Origin of the sequence: Zhongshania borealis (assembly GCF_039539625.1) — a bacterium.
In the GTDB taxonomy this organism is placed as follows: domain Bacteria; phylum Pseudomonadota; class Gammaproteobacteria; order Pseudomonadales; family Spongiibacteraceae; genus Spongiibacter; species Spongiibacter borealis.
On the sequence record NZ_BAABDM010000002.1, the window covers coordinates 43,332 to 63,091 of the forward strand.

A 19,760-nucleotide genomic window follows, 5' to 3' on the forward strand; every position below is an offset into this window, starting at 1 on the left:
CAAGCCAAAACCAGCCACTAAAAAGATGAACCCGCCGTTTCCAAAAAAGCCTGTTCGGCCATCGTCGAGTCGCGACCCAAGATAGCATTGCGATGGGGGTAACGGCCAAATTCGTTTATGATTTGCTGGTGCCTGAGGGCAAACCGGTAATTATCAGCCAAGCCAAGCGACTCATATAATCGCAATGAGGCATTCTGAATGGCCGCGGACTCACTGTGCATATAGGGCATATACAGGAACACGCGTTGAGCTTGGCTCAGCTCCTCGTCAGCGTGCACCCGAATCGCCTCTTGCGCTAAAATCAATGCCTGCCCATCAGCGGCAAAGGCGGCCGCTTGGTCACGGTAGATATTCCGCGAAAACTGATCGAGTACGATAATTTCTGCCAAACGCCCTAGGGCTCGATGTCGCCATGAGTAAAGCTCACCCGCAACGGCGGCATGATGAATAGCGCCAAACCGGGTAGCGATTAACTGATCAAGCGCGGGGTCCTTTCTAAAATGCGCCGACGCGGAAAGCTCGCCGAACCAAAAATCGATAACTTTTTGAAAATGCATTAATTCATGCGCTCACTCAAACAACAGACCTCGGTATTTTAGTCCTCTTTGGCTAGCGATAGTAAGTTCGCAATTACCCTCATTTCCTCGACACTGATAGAATAGCCCGGCCAACGACTCAATCAACGCAACACTTCGGGAGCATGTGATGGCCAAGGCAAATACAGTGAATTTTGAAACCGCCCTTTCTGAGCTAGAAAGTCTCGTGCAAAGCATGGAATCCGGTGACCTCAGCCTAGAAAATTCGCTCAAGGCCTTTGAAGACGGCATGCAATTAAGTCGCGACTGCCAACAAGCTTTGGCTGACGCAGAGCAGAAAGTACAGCTACTCATGGACAAAGACGGCGAAATCGTCAGCAAAACTTTGGTTGCGGAAGACTGATTAATGACCCCTGATTTCGCTAAATTCCTCGCCGATAGTCAGCAGCGCGTACAACAGTCCCTGCCCACGGTACTGAGCAACACCGGTAGCGAATATGCCGATGCCGATGCCAGCACCAAACTGCAGAGACTGAGCGAAGCCAGCATTTACAGTTTAATGAACGGTGGTAAGCGCGTCCGCGCCAGCTTAGTTTACGCCACCGCACACGCCTTGGGCCAGGACACTAGCCCGGGCCTAGACGAGATTGCCTGCGCAATTGAGATGATCCACGCCTACTCCCTTGTTCACGACGACCTTCCCGCCATGGACGACGACGATTTGCGTCGTGGCAAGCCGACCTGCCATATTGCCTTTGATGAAGCCACTGCCATTCTGGTCGGCGATGCTCTACAGGCCCGCGCCTTTGAAGTCATTGCAAACTTACCGGGCGAGAATGCCTCGGCGAAGCTGGCGTTAATTCGGCAACTAAGCGCCGCCGCCGGCCCGCGCGGCATGGTGGGCGGCCAAGCCATTGATCTAGCGGCGGTAGACCAGCAGCTCGACCTCGCGGCGCTGCAGACCATGCACCAATTAAAAACCGGTGCGTTAATCCGCGTAGCCATCGCAATGAGCGCCATCTGGTGCGGCGCGAGCGAACAGCAATTATCCCAACTCGACTGCTACGGCAAAGCAATAGGCCTATCATTTCAAGTGCAAGACGACATTATCGACATTGAGAGCAATACCGAGACACTCGGTAAGACACAAGGTGCCGATCAGGCCCTGAACAAGCCCACATTCCCTGCCCTATTAGGCATGCCGGGCGCAAAAAGGCTCGCCCAAGACCTCCACACCGAGGCACTAAAATCATTAAGCGATTTCGATGAACGCGCTACGCCACTGCGTGATTTATCTCACTACATCATCGCGCGCAATCACTGAAGAAGACTGCTTTAAATAGGTAAATCGGCTCAAATTCGTTTACAATCTCGACCTTTCACCGGTTCAGGGTCCCGCGTTTAATGTTTCAAGAAATCCCCCATACAAGACCAGCCACGCCACTGCTGGACAGTATCGACAGCCCGGCAGATCTGCGTCGACTCGAGGAAACTGATCTAGTAGAGCTGGCCCAGCAACTGCGGGAGTTTCTGCTCTACACCGTTGGTCAAACCGGCGGGCATTTCGGCGCCGGACTCGGCGTGGTCGAACTGACCGTTGCCCTACACTATATTTACAACACCCCAGAAGACCGGCTCGTTTGGGATGTCGGCCACCAGTGCTACCCCCATAAAATTTTAACGGGCCGTCGTGAGCGCATGAGCGGCATGCGCAAAGCCAATGGCTTGGCCGGTTTTCCGAAACGTGAAGAAAGCCCCTACGATACCTTTGGTGTTGGTCACTCCAGCACCAGTATCAGCGCAGCACTGGGCATGGCGATTGCCGCGCGCCAGCAAGAAATAGAGCGCCATACCATTGCCGTTATCGGCGACGGCGCGATGACCGCTGGCATGGCCTTTGAAGCCATTACCCACGCCGCCCATACCGGCGCCAATATGCTGGTCATCCTCAACGACAATCAAATGTCGATATCCAAAAGCACCGGCGGCTTAAACACTTACTTTTCAAAGATGTGGGCCTCTAAAACCTACAACCAGCTGCGCAGTGGCGGTAAGTCCGTACTGAAAAAATTCCCTCGCTCGGCAACCGACATTGCCGCTCGCCTAGAAGAATACATGAAGGGCATGGTCTCGCCTGCCACCTTATTTGAAGAGTTAGGCTTTAATTATATCGGCCCAATCGACGGCCACGATTTAGAGATGCTGGTTCCGACTTTACGCAATTTACGCGAGCTACCCGGCCCGCAAATGCTGCATATCCGCACCCAAAAAGGCAAAGGATTTGGTCCTGCTGAAGAAGACCCCGTAGGTTTTCACGCGATTTCTAAAATTGAACCGAAGCCCTGCAATGGACACACCCCAGTGGCCAAGCCCTCGCTCCCCAAATACCAAGATATTTTTGGTGATTGGCTCTGCGACCAAGCTGCGCAAAATCCCGAACTCGTCGCCATTACCCCAGCGATGTGCGAAGGCTCAGGCATGCTCGATTTTTCTGAACGTTTTGCGGACCGCTTTTACGATGTGGCCATTGCCGAACAGCACGCACTGACGTTAGCTGCCGGCATGGCCTGCGACGGTTTAAAGCCTGTGGTTGCCATTTACTCTACTTTCTTGCAGCGCGCTTACGATCAGCTCATTCACGATATTGCCCTGCAAAATCTTGACGTGACCTTTGGTATAGACCGCGCAGGTCTCGTCGGCGAAGACGGGCCTACCCACGCCGGCGCCTTTGACCTCAGCTTTTTACGCTGCATTCCCAATATGATTGTATTAGCGCCCGCCGACGAAAATGAAACACGGCAAATGCTGCACACCGCCTATCACTACCCCGGCCCAGCAGCCGTGCGCTACCCACGCGGGACCGGCCCCGGCGTGGCAATTGAAGATGAAATGCAGTTGATGGCGATTGGCAAGGGCCGGATTCAACGCCAGGGCCAAAAAATTGCCCTTCTCAGTTTCGGCACCCTGCTTGCCTCGGCACTGACTGCCGCAGAGGAGCTTGATGCCACGGTCGCTGATATGCGTTTTGTTAAACCCCTCGACACTGATTTAATTGACGCATTAGCCGACGATCACGACTTATTAGTGACACTGGAAGAAAATGTAATTGCCGGTGGCGCTGGCAGCGCAGTGACGGAATACCTGAATCAACAAAACCGCTGGATGCCGGTATTGCAACTGGGGCTACCTGATGTGTTTATGGATCACGGTAAGCACGGACAATTGCTCAGCGACATTGGCTTAGACGCGCCCGGAATTGTCGCCAGTATTCGCCAGCGGATAGCGCAACTACCGCAATTTTCGGAAGAATAAGCCCTCGCCTAGCTAAGGATTTACCACCCTTTATCTCCCAGACGCGAGCAAATAAAGGGGCTTGGTAAAGATACCCCGCTAAAACAAATGCCCGAGCTTGCCCGACTTAGTCGCGAGGTACTTGGCATTATGGGGGTTCTGACCGGTTTGCAGTGGCAGCCGCTCAACCACTTCCACGCCTTGGTCTGTAAGTGCATTTACTTTACGCGGGTTATTGGTCATCAAGCGCACCTTGGTGATATTAAGGTGCTCACACATGACCGCCAGCACGCTGTAGTCACGCATATCTGCACCAAAACCCAATTGCTCATTGGCTTCCACGGTATCCGCACCAGCATCTTGCAATTTATAAGCGCGAATTTTGTTTACCAGACCGATACCGCGCCCCTCTTGGCGCAGGTAAAACAGCGTACCACGCCCTTCGGCAGCAATTGCCTCTAGGGCCGCGCGCAGCTGTGAGCCGCAGTCGCAGCGCATGCTGAACAAGGCGTCACCTGTAAGGCATTCGGAATGAACCCGCGCCAGCACCGGCTCACCGTCACTGACATCACCTAAGGTGAGCACGACATGTTCCTTGCTGTTCTCGGTGTCCTCAAATCCATGTATATCGAATACCCCCCAAGGGGTTGGGAGCTTTGAGGATTCTATAAAACTAACCGCCACGGGTATCTCCATGAGCAAAACCGGTCGCGCATTTTACCAGCACCATGGCCATGAGGCGAACATTGTTGCATATTCAATTGTGTCGGGCAGTCAGAGTTAAAATATTATTGTGTTCTTGTAGGTTCACATGCTGTAAAAAACTCATGCCTAACAGCAAGACATGAGGGTAATTTCCCTCGATAACAATCGCATTGACATGGGGTACCGCAATACTGCCTAGCTCAACCTTGGCAAGGCTGATGGCGTAAGCGTCACTCAAACCACTCGCCGTAGCGACAACTGTGGGTAGGCATTGCTTATAAGCAATGCCCAAGCGCTGCGCTTCACGTGAGCTCATCGCAATCGTCGACGCGCCGGTATCAATCACGCCATCCACCATGCGGCCGTTAATGCTGACCGTCATCCGATATTCACTGCGAGAGTTCTTGCGCAGCACCACAGTGTTAATCGCCGCTTGCTGGTATATGGCACCGATTCGCTTATTCAGCACCAAGGTCTGGCGCTGACCTGCAACCTCGACCACGGCCTGCAAGGGCGTGGCTGAGATAAGCTGTAAGCCCGAGCTGTCGTGCTGACCATTGCGTAATAACTGACTTCGGCCGTCAATTTCAAACAAGGCCGCTTTATCAAATAGGCCTCGCACAACAACATTTGAAGGCTCTGACCAGGCCAATGACGCCGCCAATAATATAACGCCGACAAGAATCCACCTCACTATGCCACCGTCTCAATCAGTGACATTAGCTCGGCAACAACTGCCTCCGGGTTTTCGGCTTGGGTGATCGCGCTGATCATCGCGATACTTTTCACGCCAGTTTGCAAAACCGCCGCCGCCCGCTTCACATCAATTCCGCCAATGGCCGTGAGGGTGTAATCTCCGCCTAAAATACCCACCCAGCGGCGCAGCTGCATAAGCCCCTGCGGACTATAAGGCATCTGCTTGCTGTTGGTTGGATACACTGGGCCGATCGCAATGTAACTGGGCCGCAGACCATGCGCCCTAGCAACCTCGTAGTAGGTGTGGGTACTTACACCGAGCCGTAATCCAGCCTTAGCGATGGCGTCCATGTCAGCGATATCGAGGTCTTCTTGACCTAAGTGCACACCATACGCACCCAATTCGATAGCCAACTGCCAATAGTCATTAATAAATACCTTGGCGTTAAATTCTCGCCCCAAAGCCACGGCGCGCTCAACTTCTTGGCGTAGGGCGTCGCCCTGCAAGTCCTTAACACGGAGTTGAATTGTTTTTACGCCGCAAGCCAATAGACGAGCAATCCAATCGGCACTATCAACCACCGGATACAAACCGAGTTCTTCACCGCAAGACGGAAAGTTAAAGCGCGGGCCCTTGACGGGCAATCGTCGACTTAAGGCAGGAAAATCGATTAATTCATGAGGCCAACCGACATGCACTACGGGGCCCGGCCCGCCGCCCAACTGCACTGCCATCCGCAACCCTTGGCTCACATAGGCTTTAGCGATCACCAAGGCATCCGGCAAGGAATAGCCGCGCGCCAAGGCAGCGGCAATCGCCGAGGACAAGCTACAGCCAGTACCATGCGTGTTTAAGGTATCAACATTAGTACCGCTCAACCAAAACCCATCAATACCATCTGTCCAATAATCGTGGCGCTCACTATTGCGAGCATCAAAATGCCCGCCCTTAATTAAAACCGCATGGGCACCCAGCGCGACAATATCAGCCGCCGCTCGCTCTACATCATCGAGTCCGCCTACCTCACGATTGAGAATGGCCTCGGCTTCGCTTAAGTTAGGCGTTAGTAAATCGCAGTGCGGCAGCAGCTTCTCGATCATGCACGCACTGAGGTTTTTGCTTAATTCGCCGCCGGTACTCGACATCATTACCGGGTCACAAACAACAAAGCCCTTATAGGTTTCTAAATACTTGGCCACCATGCTGACCACACTTTCATCAGCCAGCATGCCCAGCTTAATTACATCGGCCTGCAGATCACTGTCTAAGGCATTAATTTGCGCGGCGAGCGTTCGCCGCGGAGTAACCGATATATGGCCGAGTGCGAAGCTATTTTGAGCGGTAATCGCGGTGATAACGGTACAGCCATGTACGTTGAAATCGTGAAAGGTGGCCAAATCAGCCTGAATACCCGCACCGCCACCCGAATCTGAACCGGCAATACTCCAAACTATTGGTTTTCTGCGGCTTGCCATATTTCCTCATTACATCTCGTGATTATTGCGCTAAGTATAGCTGCCACAGGAATAAGGCAACACCAAGACCGAAAATTCATCAGTCATTAGCGACACTGGCAGGAACAAACCTTAGGAGAAAAGCCCGAGCAATCCATCAAATAAGAGTTTGACACCAACGACAAACAGAAAAAAATAGCAGATTCGGTATATAAGCTGCTCACTCACTTTGTGTAACAAGTAATACCCTAACCGAACGCCGACAGGCGCGACCGGCATGAGTATCGCCGCTGTTAGCAAATTAGTGTGGTCGAAACTGCCCTGCAAGCTATAGGGTATCAACTTCACTACGTTCACCACCGCAAAGAAAATGGCGATAGTGCCCATTAGCAATGATTTTTCCAGACGCTGAGGCAACAGGTAAATATTGATTGGCGGTCCGCCCGCGTGAATACCAAAACTGGTAAAACCTGCGACCGCACCCCAGATACTGCCCCGCAGGCGATCAGGTCCACGTTGCATTTGTGTTGCTGGCTTTAACCAATAATTTAAACAAAACGCAACGGCGATAAAGCCGATTAAAATGCGAATCATGTCTTCAGACAAGTACCGAAAACCAATACTGCCAATAACAATCCCAAGCATTGCTCCAGGCAGTATTATTTTCAAATTCGCCTTATCCCATTGGCCGCGAAAACTCCACAGGGCCACCGCATCCATCACCACCAAAATGGGAAGTAAAATCGACGCGGCCTGAACTGGCGATACGGCCAAGCTCATCAACGGCACCGACACCACCGCGATACCACCGCCAAAACCGCCCTTTGCCATACCAAAAATAAGTATGGCGGGTATGGCGCAAAAATAGAAAAATGGATCGTTAATCACAGGCCACGTTCTTCGATAAGGTCAGCATCAAATAACGCCTGCAATTCATCATGAGCTTCTCTAGCACTTTGCATCAAGGCCTCGCGGTCGTTATACATCTTATGCTGTTGCTCAAGCAGCGCCTCATCGTGCTGCTGAAAACGACTGATTCGCGCCTGCGCGCGCTCCTCGCTCAAGCCCAACGCCATCAGGGTAAGGCGGCTCATTTCCAAACTAGAGTGGAAGGTTTCACGAATCGGTGAGGCGCCTAACTCAAGAAGGCGATGAACGTGGAATCGGCTTCTTGCGCGGGCAATAAATTTTATATGCGGATACAAACGACCTACCAACTCAGTAATTTTAATATTTGTTTCTGGGTCATCAGCAGCCAGCACAAAATATTCGGCTTTGTCGGCACCCACCGCTCGCAATATCTCCGGCCGCAATGGGTCGCCGTAGAACACCGGCATACTGTCAATACTTCGCGACAGGTCAATGGTATCTACTGACAAATCCAGGGCAACAAAAGGCACCCGCTGAGCACGTAAGATACGGGCAACTATCTGCCCCATTCGGCCCATACCAATAATAACCACGCGCGGTTCATCGCTTTCTATTTCTTCGTATTCTGGCGGCACCGGGCGCGACTCAGTCTTGGGCTGCAAAACCTTGGCGATAATAATGATCAAAAATGGCGTGAGCGCCATCGACAGGGTAATCGCTAAAATCAGCATGCTGTGTAACTCGGCGCTGAACAGTTTCTGCTCCCGCGCTATTTGGAAAATAACAAAGGCGAACTCACCGCCCGCCGCCAACACAACCCCAAGTTTTAGCGCACTGCGACGATCCAATCTGCCAAGGGTTTTACCTACCATAGCGAGAATAGGCAGTTTTATAACCATGAGTAAAATGCTTAGGCCAAGCACGGTCAGCGGCTCTTGCAGCAGAAGATGAACATCAGCCGTCATCCCCACGCTAATAAAGAACAAGCCCAATAACAGCCCTTTAAATGGTTCGATCTGGGACTCTAACTCGTGACGGTATTCTGAGTCCGCCAGTAGCAAACCAGCCAAAAATGCGCCCAAGGCCATCGACACCCCGGCGAGTTCCATCAACCACGCGGTTCCAATAACCACCAGCAAGGCGGTTGCTGTGGATACATCTTGCAGCCCCGTTTTGGCGACCATGCGAAACACGGGGCGCAGTAAATAGCGACCGCCGACCACGACCGCCGCAATGCACAGCAGTATCCGCACAACCGACGTACCGGTCTCGCCGCTTTCTGCCCCAACATTGCCGCTCAGTAGCGGCACCAGCGCGATCAGTGGAATTGCCGCAATATCCTGAAACAGCAAAATAGCAAACGCCAAGCGCCCATGAGGACTGCCAAGCTGTTTACGCTCCGCTAATATCTGCAAACCAAAGGCCGTTGAAGACAGCGCTAAACCCAGCCCTAAAACAATCGCGGTACGAATAGGCTGCTCAAAGCCAAAGTAGGCCACACAGCCAATCAACAGACCACTGAGTGCAACCTGCGCCAATCCCACACCAAATACCGCCCGACGCATAAGCCACAGACGTTTCGGAGACAGTTCCAAACCAATAATAAAAAGTAATAACACCACACCAAACTCGGAAAAGTGGGCGATATTCTCTGGGTCGTGAATCAGTTCTAATGCCGCAGGTCCAATTGCCACCCCGGCAATGAGATAACCCAGAACCGCACCCAGTTGCATCCGTTTAGCCAGCGGCACCACTAAAACAGCAGCCAGCAACAGTACGACTATTGCCTGCAATAGATTGCTTTCGTGAGGCATGTAAATCTCCAGAGTTTAATGGCGGCAAGCACAGCGATGAATATTAAGACGAAATATTACACTGCCATATCCCTATGACAGGAATCATTCTCACACGAAAAATAAAGGGATACTAAAGCATTTACGAGGTTTAATCGTATTCTCGGTGCAGGTGATAGTCGCCCGCAGCCAAACTAACGCCGAGGCCAAGCTAGCTACTGCAAAGCCCTCGGCAAGGACTTCACAGACTAGCAGTAGGTCTCAGAGCTCGGCAATAATCTTGGAGAAACGCTCGATCATCGGCATCACAATCTCGGGCTTATCCCAATTTTGCATACCCACGCCGATATTGCAGCGGCTTACCCCGCAGTCGCGATAGTACTTAAGTAAATCTGGCGTTACTTCAGCCATCACGACCAAAGTCACTTCGACGTCATCGGGCTTGCGACCAAATTCTGCAAGCAAATTATGAAATGCCGCAATCGCTTGTTTAACATCTGGAAGCGCTACATCCACCGGCATCCAGCCATCGGCCCACTCTGCCGTGTGCCGCATTCCCAGCGGTCCCATCGCACCGAAAATCATGGGCGGTATATTCACGGGTTTTGGCTCAAACCACACTGGATCAAAATCAATAAATTCACCGTGAAATTCTGGTGCCGTGTCAGCAAATAACGCCCGGGTCGCCGCAATCGTTTCTTTTAACACTGAATAGCGGCGCTGCCAGGGTTGTTGCGTCACATTTTCAAATTCTTCCTGATTCCAGCCCACACCGCTACCAATCATTACGCGCCCGCCAGATAAACGATCTAAGCTCGCAATGGTCTTTGCTTGAGAAAACAACTCGCGCTCCATTAACAAGGCAATACCCGTACCCAGCTTTAAACGCGTGGTCGCCGACGCCGCTGCCATCAATGAGATATAGGGATCCATCATCTCTTTATAGGGTTCGGGCAGTTCCCCCCCAGGCGGATACGCCGTCGTGCGGCATCGAGGAATATGGCTGTGCTCGCCATACCAAAGCGATTCAAAACCCGCCTCTTCCAAAGTCTTTGCCAATAGCGCCGGATCAGGATCGTTCACCGTATTCATAGAACTGAAGCCGAGATGCATAGTCGCGTCCTTTTTATTATGAATTGATCTTGCCGCTAGTGTAGGTGAATTACCTTTACCACCCTATACCACACTTTGACGAGGGCAAAACCACGGCGTTAATACTCACATGACTATAAATACCCTAGAACTTTCTAAACCCTCACTGCTGGTGCCAGAACGGCATACCCAAGGTAGGCGTTGACGGCGAGGCAGTCTGCCGTTCTGGCATTGCGCCAGCACGCGCCGCCTGTCGCCCCGCTGCAACCGCATCCCGAAACGCAGCGGCCATCATCACTGGATCGCCAGCCTGGGCAATGGCGGTATTGAGAAGAATACCGTCATAACCCAACTCCAATGCTTGAACGGCATGGGAAGGTTTGCCAATACCGGCATCAACAATTAGCGGCAGTTCAGGAATACGCTCACGAATGGTTTGTAAATTATAGGGATTCATCAAGCCGCGCCCGGTGCCAATAGGTGAACCCCAGGGCATCAAAACCTCGCAACCGACATCGCGCAAGCGCTGACAAATCACTAAGTCGTCAGTGCAATAGGGAAACACCTTAAAGCCGAGCTTAATCAATTGTTCAGCCGCTGCAATCGTCGCGACCGGGTCAGGCTGCAAATTATAATCATCGCCAACCACTTCCAGTTTCAACCAATCCGTTTCAAACAATTCCCGCGACATCTGCGCCAAAGTCACCGCTTCTTTCACGCTGTGGCAACCCGCCGTATTCGGCAAAAAAGTTTTATTCAAACTTTTTAACTGCTGCCAAAAACCTTCACCACCCGCCTCACTTGGCGACTGACGGCGCAGCGATACAGTTATGATTTCCGATCCCGACGCGGTGATAGCTTCACTCATTACCGAAGGCGAAGGATATAGTGCGCTGCCAATGAGGAGACGACTTTGGAAAGTTTGTCCGTAGAGAGTCCAGTTGTCTGGCTGTGGTGTCATCATTTTATAGCTCTGTATTTATTCGTCGGACGTCGGGGGTCTGGCGTCGACCTGGAAGCCCTGTGAACGTGTCGCCTGACATCTGATTTAGACGTCCGGCCCAAAATCACCCGCCCTGAACAGGCGCCAATACATCCACTTGATCGCCGGCATTTAATCGCAAACTCGAGTACTGCGAGCGGGGAACAAAATCACCGTTGATAGCCACCGCAATTTTTTTCCAATCAAAACCCCATGCCGGCAAAAGCGCTGCCAAGGCAAGCTCCGAATCACATTCACGGGACTCATTATTCAAACTAATTAAAATCATTTGCGCCTTCTTTCCCGCTACACTGCAACACTATTTTCAGTTTGTTCTGTGAACATCGCTAAGGCTTTCTCCACTAGCTGCGGGCTAAGCAGATAACCATGACGATATAATCCATTAACCGTGAGCAAGCCTGACTCACAGTTAACTATCGGTAAATTATCCGGCATCGCTGGCCGACAATGTGCGAAGGCATGCAGTAAGGTCGCCTCAGCAAAACCGCTGTGCACACTGTATAGCGCCGACATTAATTCCAAGGTCGAGCGCACGGTAACCGGTTGCATAGATTCACTTTCTATTTCTGTCGCGCCAATCACATAACAATTACCGGGACGCGGCGAGATATATAATTTGTAACGAGGATGCATCAAACGCACCGGCCGTTTGAAATTCACCTCGGGCGCATGCACCCAAAGTACTTCGCCGCGAACGCCTCGCAAACCCGGTAGCTGAGATTTCGCGCCGAGCCCTCGACTGTCTACCACCCAATCAAAGCTCTGTTCGCCGCCGCTTAGTACAATGCGCCCGGGGCTAAGTTCAAGCACTTCACTGTATTCAAACCACTGACCACCAAGCTGGGTAATTGCCATTTCTAGCGCGACGAGCAATGCCGAGTTATCGAGATAGCCTTCGTCCACAAGGTACAGCGCCGAACTGTAATGCTCAGCGAGTTCGGGTTCTAATCTTCGCAAACGTTCGCGATCTATGCGCTCAACGCCGTCCGCCCGATCTGGTATTTTTGCCTGTAAGCATTGTTCAAAATGGCGCAGACTGGATTTATCTAAGTCATGCGCGACCACAATACTGCCATCAACACCGTAGTGAATATCCTGCCCCGTTTGCTGAGCTAATAAGGCAATTTGCGCTGGCCACCACGTCAGCGCCATTAAGCCCCAATCAAAAACTTGGCGTTCAGCGCTAGCCACTTCGCTATAGGGCGCCAGCATCGACGCAGCCACCCGCGCCGCACTTAACTCGCCGGCGCGACTGCCGCGATCGAACAAACTCACGCGATGGCCGAGCAGCAGTAATTTCCATGCGAGCAAGCGACCAAGAAGGCCTGCGCCTGCGATGCCGATGCGCAAGGAGTGGCAGTTCGAATGGCGGATATCGGACGCGTCGCTCATACGTCAGACTCCAGCCCCCCGACGTCGGACTCGTCATTACACCTTCTGATATATCTCACTACCCAACTCTTTAAACTCTGCTGATTTTTTCTGCATCTCGGCGTCGAGTTCTTGCTCTTCCAATTTTGCTGCGTAATCGCGAACGTCTTGGGTGATTTTCATTGAGCAGAACTTAGGCCCGCACATAGAGCAAAAGTGCGCGACCTTGGCCGATTCCTTGGGCAAAGTTTCGTCGTGATAGGATCGCGCCGTATCGGGATCAAGGCCGAGATTAAATTGGTCTTCCCAGCGAAATTCAAACCGCGCGCGACTTAAGGCATTGTCACGCAGCTGGGAGCCCGGATGCCCCTTTGCCAAGTCCGCTGCGTGTGCGGCAATTTTATAGGTGATAATCCCGGTCTTAACATCATCTTTATTGGGCAGGCCCAAGTGCTCTTTGGGCGTGACGTAACACAGCATGGCGCAGCCATACCAGCCTATTTGCGCGGCGCCAATGCCCGAAGTGATGTGGTCGTAGCCAGGCGCAATATCGGTAGTTAGCGGGCCAAGTGTATAAAACGGCGCTTCGTCGCAATGCTTTAGCTGCTCGGTCATATTCTCATGAATCATTTGCATGGGTACATGACCGGGACCTTCTATCATGACCTGCACATCGTGCTTCCATGCACGCTTTGTGAGTTCACCCAAGGTACGAAGCTCGCCGAACTGCGCCTCGTCATTGGCGTCTGCCACCGAGCCGGGACGCAGGCCATCACCAAGCGAGAAGGACACATCGTAGGCCTTCATGATCTCGCAGATGTCGTCGAAGTGCGTGTAGAGAAAGTTTTCCTTATGGTGCGACAAACACCACTTGGCCATAATCGAGCCGCCCCGCGACACAATACCGGTAACGCGTTTGGCTGTGAGGGGCACATAGCGCAGCAACACTCCGGCGTGAATCGTAAAATAATCGACGCCCTGCTCAGCTTGTTCAATTAGGGTATCGCGGAAAATCTCCCACGTTAAATCCTCAGCCACACCGTCAACTTTTTCCAAGGCCTGATAAATCGGTACTGTGCCCACTGGCACGGGTGAATTGCGCACAATCCACTCACGGGTTTCATGAATGTTTTTGCCGGTAGACAAATCCATCATGGTATCTGCGCCCCAGCGAATGCCCCAGGTCAACTTGGCAACCTCTTCTTCAATTGAGGAACCCAATGCAGAGTTGCCAATATTGCCATTCACTTTAACCAAAAAATTGCGGCCAATAATCATCGGTTCTAATTCGGGGTGATTAATATTGGCAGGAATAATTGCGCGGCCACGCGCTACTTCGTCGCGAACAAATTCTGGTGTAATTTCTTTCGGAATACTCGCGCCAAACGCGTTGCCCGGATGCTGAAAACCCAACTCACCCGGCAGCTCACCCGCTTCTTTCGCGGCAGCTAGGGCCATGTTTTCACGAATGGCAATGTATTCCATTTCTGGTGTAACAATACCGCGGCGCGCGTAGTGCATCTGGCTAACGTTCTTGCCCGCCATTGCTCTGCGGGGGTTTCGTTTTAGATCGAAGCGTAATTGTTGCAAACTCAGATCCGCTGCCCGTTTACGGCTATATTCTGAGCTGTCACCCGCCAATAACTCGGTGTCATTGCGATCGAGAATCCACTGATCACGAATCGGCGCCAGACCTTTTCGTATATCGATATTTGCATTGGGGTCGGTGTAAGCACCCGAGGTATCGTAAACCCGAACTGGTGCGTTTGGCTCCAAGCGTGTTGTGCCGTCTGTCGCCTGTATTGGCGTTGGCGTGAGTTTTATTTCCCGCATCGGCACCTGAATATCAGCGCGACTTCCCTGCACATATATTTTTGATGAACCAGGCAAGGGCTCTACAGAGGCGGCATCAACTTGGGCGGTATCGCGAAGCAGTGGATAATCAGAACTCATTACTTTCCCCTTTTGCGCGCAAACTAGCGCGAGTCTTTTAATTCGACTGTTTTAAAAAATAAAACCAAAGAAGGAAAATTCGATCGGATCTCAGAACAACAAATGACAGAGGGACCTCTGCTGAGAAGATCTTGTTTCCTACGCTGGCATTATCCAGATCAGGTCTACGGGATTCGAAAACGATCTCAGCCATTGCGTATTATCTACGCGGGCACCCCGACAAGAGCGATGAGTGTATGTCGCAAACTAAGCGATAGCAAGACCAACAATCCAAAGAAAAATATCGGCACAGAAAATGCTTGTTGCAATAGGCAGACAACTAATTGAATTTTAATTAAATAGGCCGATGATCGAGACATGACAAGGGTTTTCCCCAATCGCCAATATCTCTCCACCATCCATATTTATCAGCAGACTCACAGATAGAGTGAATTCGCATCGGCAAGGATTGCAAAGCGAAACTTATTTGCACCAAAAAGGAACATCTTATGCAGTTTATTTTAAATTATTTTCATAGGTCAATTTCCGCGACGCTACTGTTTATTGGCATCGCGGCCTTGCTGAGCGCCTGTGGCGGCGGCAGCTCAGGCACACCCCGAACCTCAGTTACCGCATTAACTCTTAGCCCTCAAACGGTGCAGTTCGACAAGGGCGACACCTATAAATTTACCGCGTCGCTATCGTCACCGAGCGGTTCAGCGGAAGACGTCAGCGATAAAGTAAGCTGGACAAGCTCGAATGAAACCGTCGCAAGCGTGGATTCAAGCGGACTGGTTAGCGGTCTAAGTGCTGGCACAACGACCATCACAGTAGTGTATCAGGGGAAAAAGGCCTACACAGTCACAGACGGCGTCACCATAACCGAGCCAGAACCGGACACTGCACAAGCAAGCGAACAAAGTGTGACAGCCAATGCAGGTGCTCCCAACATTAGCGGCAAGGAAGCCAAATCGGCACCAACGACTCCAAACCAACACAACGTGCACGCTAATTCGCTACATCAACTTAGTAGCAAGAAAGCCACCTTGGCCGTTAGTGATGCCATTCTCGAGAGCATCACGGTGACGCCAGCAAGCACAACTATTGCCGCCGGCTACGCGCAACAGTACACCGCAACAGCCATTTACTCCGACGCCAGCACGCAAGACATTACCAACATCGTAAGCTGGAGCGCCAATGACTCGGAGCTTGATATAAACGATATGGACGGCCTAGTCACAACACCAACAGACGCCGCTGGAGAGCTGATTTATATCAGCGCCTCGCTAGGTGAACTCATTTCAAACCCCGCGAAATTGCGCGTAAGTTCAGCCATCCTTGAAAGTATTACTATCGAATCTCCCAACGCCGATTCGGACGAAATGCCAGCTCGCTCAGAGCTGCAGTTTGCGGCGATAGGACACTTTTCTGATGGCAGCATCCTCGATTTGACGAATGCTTGTCACTGGTCAATTGTCGAGGAATTTCCCGATGATATAGACGTCAGTGTCGGCGAAATTAGCAATGATGCAGACAGTATCGGGAGATTAAATACGTTCAGCCCCGGCACTCTTGTTGTAGGCGCTACGCTTGGCGCAATGAATGCTGAATACCCGGTCGCGGTCAACAATGCGGTACTAACAGGCTTGAGTCTAAATCCACCAGCAGTCGCGATACCAACGAATAGCCAGCAACAACTAAGTTTAATCGCCTACTATTCTGACAATACTAGCCGCGACGTAAGCGACGCGGTCAAGACCGTATGGTCAAGCAGCGACAGCAATATTGCTACTGTGGGCAATGCTGGAAAATCCGGCCTCGTTATATCCCAAGACGCCGTCGCTAGCACTACGATTACGGCGACTTACCTGGACCAAACAAGCCCTACAATTTTAACGGTAACTCCCGCAGTTTTAGAGTCCATAAGCCTCAGCGAACTTTCACCACTGGCCCTAGACAGCAGTCAACAAATCAGTGCCACGGGTCATTACAGCGACGACAGTACGCGCGACATTAGCAATCAAGTTACTTGGTTCAGCACAACCGGCAATGTGATACTCAGCAATGCCAATGGATCTCGCGGCCTTGCTACTGCAATGAGCGAAGGTCGCGATATCGTCAGCGCGCGTTTTAATGGAATCGAGACGAGCGGCGAACTCATCGCAAATTAAACTCGGCGATAGCCGAGACAAAAATTCGCGCGTTCCGAAGGGAATATAGCCAATAAAAAAACCCCGCACTTTTCCAATGCGGGGTTTTTATTAGTTGAACAATTTATATCAATGAATAGCGCTACTACGCATCTATATGCTACAAACTCACTGTCACCGCTTTCACTACCGCTAGCGCTTTGGCTCTAGCCTCTTCGATGTCGCTGCCGCGCGCAAGCGCCACACCCATACGACGCTTGCCGCTAACCTCGGGTTTGCCAAATAATCGCAGCTGGGTATTCGGCACATCAAGTGCGTGATCAAGATTGCCAAACCGGGGTCGTGTAGAGCTTCCTTCCACCAACATTACCGCCGACGCTGATGGGCCGTGTTGCTGAATATTGGGGATGGGCAGGCCGAGAATTGCGCGAACATGCAGGGCAAATTCTGATTGGTCTTGAGAAATCAATGTCACTAAGCCTGTGTCGTGCGGACGTGGTGAAACTTCACTGAAGATTACCTCGTCGCCTTTTACAAATAGCTCCACACCAAACAAGCCCCAGCCACCCAACGCAGTGGTGACTTGCTCAGCCATTTCCTGGGCGCGTTGCAATGCAATTTCTGACATTGGCTGCGGCTGCCATGATTCTTGATAATCACCGTCTTGCTGCAGGTGACCGATGGGTGCGCAATAACTGGTTGCGGTGTCTTCACCGTCGCTGCTCCGATGGCGAATGCTCAGCAAGGTAATCTCGTAATCAAAATCGACAAAACCTTCGACAATGACGCGACCTGCACCGGCGCGACCACCCTCTTGGGCGTACGTCCACGCCGCATCTATTTCAGCGGGACGACGCACAAGACTTTGGCCTTTGCCTGAAGAGCTCATGATCGGCTTGATCACACAGGGCAAACCGATTTCAGCCACTGCCGCATCAAACTCTTCTTTGCTATCGGCAAAGCGATAAGCCGAGGTCGGTAGTTCCAGCTTCTCCGCCACAAGCCGACGAATACCTTCACGATTCATAGTCAGCTGTGCTGCCCGCGCCGTCGGCACCACGTTATAACCTTCGCGCTCTAGTTCGACTAAGGTGTCCGTGGCAATGGCTTCAATTTCTGGAACGATATAATCAGGTTTTTCTAATTCAATGACTCGCCGCAATTCCGCGCCATCGAGCATCGAAAAAGTGTAGCTGCGATCGGCAACTTGCATCGCAGGTGCGTTGGCGTAACGATCGCAGGCAATGACTTCTACACCGAGACGCTGCAGCTCAATGGCCACTTCTTTACCGAGTTCACCTGCACCGCAAAGTAAAACTTTGCAAGCGCTTTCGCTAAACGGCGTGCCTAAAGAAACCATGATTTTCCTCACAAAAATAGCAACAAAAAGTAAGCAGTAATCAGCTCATTACATACAGCAATTGCAGAACCAGATACGCGTAAACACCCGCGAGTACATCGTCGATCATGATGCCAAAACCGCCATGCACTTTGGCATCGAGTACCCGAATCGGCCACGGCTTCCAAATATCAAACAAACGAAATAAAACGAAGCCCAGCGCAATCCACGTTATATGCATTGGCACCATAAACAGCGCAATCCACAGCCCGACGAATTCATCCCAGACGATACCGCCGTGATCATGAACACCTAGGGCATCAGCAGTAGCACCGCACAAATAAACACCAAGGACAAAAGCCAAAATCAGTACAACCACATAATACGCTGGCGGCAAAAATTGCAGACCATACCAAAACGGCAGCGCCGCTATCGTGCCGAAGGTGCCGGGCGCTTTTGGAGCAAGTCCGCTACCAAAACCGACCGACAATAAATGCACCGGATTTTTAAGCAGTGAGACAGGTATTTTCATTTTAATAACGCCTCAAAAATGTTGGTAACCCGCCGCCGGCGTTATCTCACTGCCGTCGGCGGCATAACACTGTATGCCATTACCGGCGTCAACATAGCCGATCTCGGTAATCGCTAAATTCAATTCTGCACTGAGCGCGGCAAGTGTCGCCCGGTGCTCTGCAGGTGCAGTAAAACACAGTTCATAATCGTCGCCCCCGCTCAGGGCAAATTCCACTGCACGCTCAGGACACGTTTTCACAAGCGCGGCCGACAGGGGTAACTTCTCGGTATTAATTACTGCCGACACCCCACTGGCAGTCAGAATATGCCCGAGATCCGCCGCCAATCCGTCGGACACATCCACCGCCGCAGTCGCTAATCCGCGGAGTTTTTGGCCGAGTATTAAGCGCGGGCTAGGCGCATGATAGCGCGCTAACATGGCTTGTTCAGCTAAGCTCAAATTCGATGCGGGCTTGTCTAAAAACGCCAGCGCCGCGCGCGCATCCCCAAGCTGTCCAGACACATAAATAAGATCGCCGGGCTGAGCGCCACTGCGTAAAATCGCCGTGCCCGCTGGCGCGGAACCCATGACTTGCAAGCTGATGCACAAGGGCCCGCGCGTGGTGTCGCCACCAACCAGCGCGATATTATATTCGCTGGCCGCCTCGGCCAAGGCATTAGCAAAGCCCGCCAGCCAAGATGCATCGACGTCGGGTAAGGTTAACGCTAAGGTAAAACCCATTGGCGCAGCACCGCAGGCAGCCAAGTCACTTACGCAAACCGCCAAGGCTCGGCGAGCGAGCAAATCCGAAGGATAATTTACAGGGAAGTGTACCGACTCAACTAAGGTATCTACCGAGACCAGCAACTCCTCGCCAGCCGGCAGCGCGAGTACCGCGCAGTCGTCGCCAATGCCGCAACGAACAGGCGAATTGGGGCGGGCGAGTGCCGCTTCGGCACCCGATTTAAAATATTGTTGAATTAATTGAAATTCAGACACCTGCATAAGCTTGG

The 19,760-nt window shown here is 51.9% G+C and carries 18 protein-coding genes and 1 riboswitch; of the genes, 4 read left to right on the forward strand and 14 right to left on the reverse strand.

All coding sequences use genetic code 11. From position 1 onward, the window contains the following. Positions 1–17 precede the first annotated feature (17 nt). A complete protein-coding gene (locus ABD836_RS06450; protein ID WP_344933666.1) occupies positions 18–557 on the reverse strand; it encodes a DUF924 family protein in 540 nt (179 codons plus the stop codon). Positions 558–705: 148 nt separating this feature from the next. On the opposite strand from ABD836_RS06450, the gene ABD836_RS06455 reads away from it, so the two are divergent. From ABD836_RS06455 to dxs, 3 genes are all read left to right on the forward strand, one after another. Next, positions 706–939, forward strand: a complete 234-nt coding sequence (locus tag ABD836_RS06455; protein ID WP_344933668.1) for an exodeoxyribonuclease VII small subunit — start codon at positions 706–708, stop codon at positions 937–939. Positions 940–942: 3 nt separating this feature from the next. Next, the gene (locus ABD836_RS06460) at positions 943–1,860 is read left to right on the forward strand and encodes a polyprenyl synthetase family protein (protein WP_344933670.1); all 918 of its coding nucleotides are present in this window, start codon (positions 943–945) and stop codon (positions 1,858–1,860) included. Positions 1,861–1,940: 80 nt separating this feature from the next. Continuing rightward, positions 1,941–3,848, forward strand: a complete 1,908-nt coding sequence (gene dxs / locus ABD836_RS06465) for a 1-deoxy-D-xylulose-5-phosphate synthase (RefSeq protein ID WP_344933672.1) — start codon at positions 1,941–1,943, stop codon at positions 3,846–3,848. A 78-nt stretch (positions 3,849–3,926) separates the two neighbouring features. On the opposite strand, the gene ribA is transcribed toward dxs, so the two are convergent. From ribA to thiC, 10 genes are all read right to left on the reverse strand, one after another. After that, positions 3,927–4,523: a GTP cyclohydrolase II gene (ribA, locus tag ABD836_RS06470; RefSeq protein WP_425583023.1), complete on the reverse strand. Its 597-nt coding sequence runs from the start codon at positions 4,521–4,523 to the stop codon at positions 3,927–3,929. 61 nt (positions 4,524–4,584) lie between these two features. Further along, entirely contained in the window at positions 4,585–5,226 is a 642-nt protein-coding gene (locus ABD836_RS06475; RefSeq protein ID WP_344933675.1) for a retropepsin-like aspartic protease family protein, read from the reverse strand. Continuing rightward, complete coding sequence (thiE, locus tag ABD836_RS06480) at positions 5,226–6,704, reverse strand: thiamine phosphate synthase (protein ID WP_344933677.1); 1,479 nt, start codon at positions 6,702–6,704, stop codon at positions 5,226–5,228. Before thiE ends, ABD836_RS06475 begins: the two co-directional genes overlap by 1 nt. 111 nt (positions 6,705–6,815) lie before the next feature. After that, positions 6,816–7,571: a sulfite exporter TauE/SafE family protein gene (locus ABD836_RS06485; protein ID WP_344933678.1), complete on the reverse strand. Its 756-nt coding sequence runs from the start codon at positions 7,569–7,571 to the stop codon at positions 6,816–6,818. Beyond that, positions 7,568–9,367 (reverse strand): monovalent cation:proton antiporter-2 (CPA2) family protein, encoded by a 1,800-nt coding sequence (locus ABD836_RS06490; RefSeq protein ID WP_344933679.1) that lies wholly within the window; start codon positions 9,365–9,367, stop codon positions 7,568–7,570. The genes ABD836_RS06485 and ABD836_RS06490 overlap by 4 nt, the downstream gene beginning before the upstream one ends. Before the next feature lie 240 nt (positions 9,368–9,607). Then, positions 9,608–10,438 (reverse strand): TIGR03619 family F420-dependent LLM class oxidoreductase, encoded by an 831-nt coding sequence (locus tag ABD836_RS06495; RefSeq protein ID WP_344933681.1) that lies wholly within the window; start codon positions 10,436–10,438, stop codon positions 9,608–9,610. Positions 10,439–10,601: 163 nt separating this feature from the next. Next, positions 10,602–11,399 (reverse strand): thiazole synthase, encoded by a 798-nt coding sequence (locus ABD836_RS06500; RefSeq protein WP_425583030.1) that lies wholly within the window; start codon positions 11,397–11,399, stop codon positions 10,602–10,604. Between the two features lie 106 nt (positions 11,400–11,505). Further along, entirely contained in the window at positions 11,506–11,709 is a 204-nt protein-coding gene (gene thiS / locus ABD836_RS06505) for a sulfur carrier protein ThiS (protein ID WP_344933685.1), read from the reverse strand. Between the two features lie 17 nt (positions 11,710–11,726). Beyond that, positions 11,727–12,833 (reverse strand): glycine oxidase ThiO, encoded by a 1,107-nt coding sequence (gene thiO, locus ABD836_RS06510; protein WP_344933687.1) that lies wholly within the window; start codon positions 12,831–12,833, stop codon positions 11,727–11,729. Between the two features lie 36 nt (positions 12,834–12,869). Then, complete coding sequence (thiC, locus tag ABD836_RS06515) at positions 12,870–14,765, reverse strand: phosphomethylpyrimidine synthase ThiC (RefSeq protein ID WP_344933689.1); 1,896 nt, start codon at positions 14,763–14,765, stop codon at positions 12,870–12,872. A 118-nt stretch (positions 14,766–14,883) separates the two neighbouring features. Next, positions 14,884–14,994: riboswitch (TPP riboswitch) on the reverse strand. Between the two features lie 259 nt (positions 14,995–15,253). Here thiC and ABD836_RS06520 point away from each other — a divergent pair. Continuing rightward, positions 15,254–16,915: an Ig-like domain-containing protein gene (locus ABD836_RS06520; protein ID WP_344933691.1), complete on the forward strand. Its 1,662-nt coding sequence runs from the start codon at positions 15,254–15,256 to the stop codon at positions 16,913–16,915. Between the two features lie 139 nt (positions 16,916–17,054). Here the strand turns inward: ABD836_RS06520 and purT are convergent, their stop codons facing one another. From purT to thiL, 3 genes are read right to left on the reverse strand one after another with little or no spacing between them, the layout of a single operon-like run. Next, on the reverse strand, positions 17,055–18,254 hold the full coding sequence (gene purT, locus ABD836_RS06525; RefSeq protein ID WP_344933693.1) for a formate-dependent phosphoribosylglycinamide formyltransferase: 1,200 nt from the start codon (positions 18,252–18,254) through the stop codon (positions 17,055–17,057). A gap of 40 nt (positions 18,255–18,294) precedes the next feature. After that, complete coding sequence (locus ABD836_RS06530) at positions 18,295–18,765, reverse strand: phosphatidylglycerophosphatase A family protein (RefSeq protein WP_344933696.1); 471 nt, start codon at positions 18,763–18,765, stop codon at positions 18,295–18,297. A 12-nt stretch (positions 18,766–18,777) separates the two neighbouring features. Beyond that, entirely contained in the window at positions 18,778–19,752 is a 975-nt protein-coding gene (gene thiL, locus ABD836_RS06535) for a thiamine-phosphate kinase (RefSeq protein WP_344933699.1), read from the reverse strand. Positions 19,753–19,760: the final 8 nt, after the last annotated feature.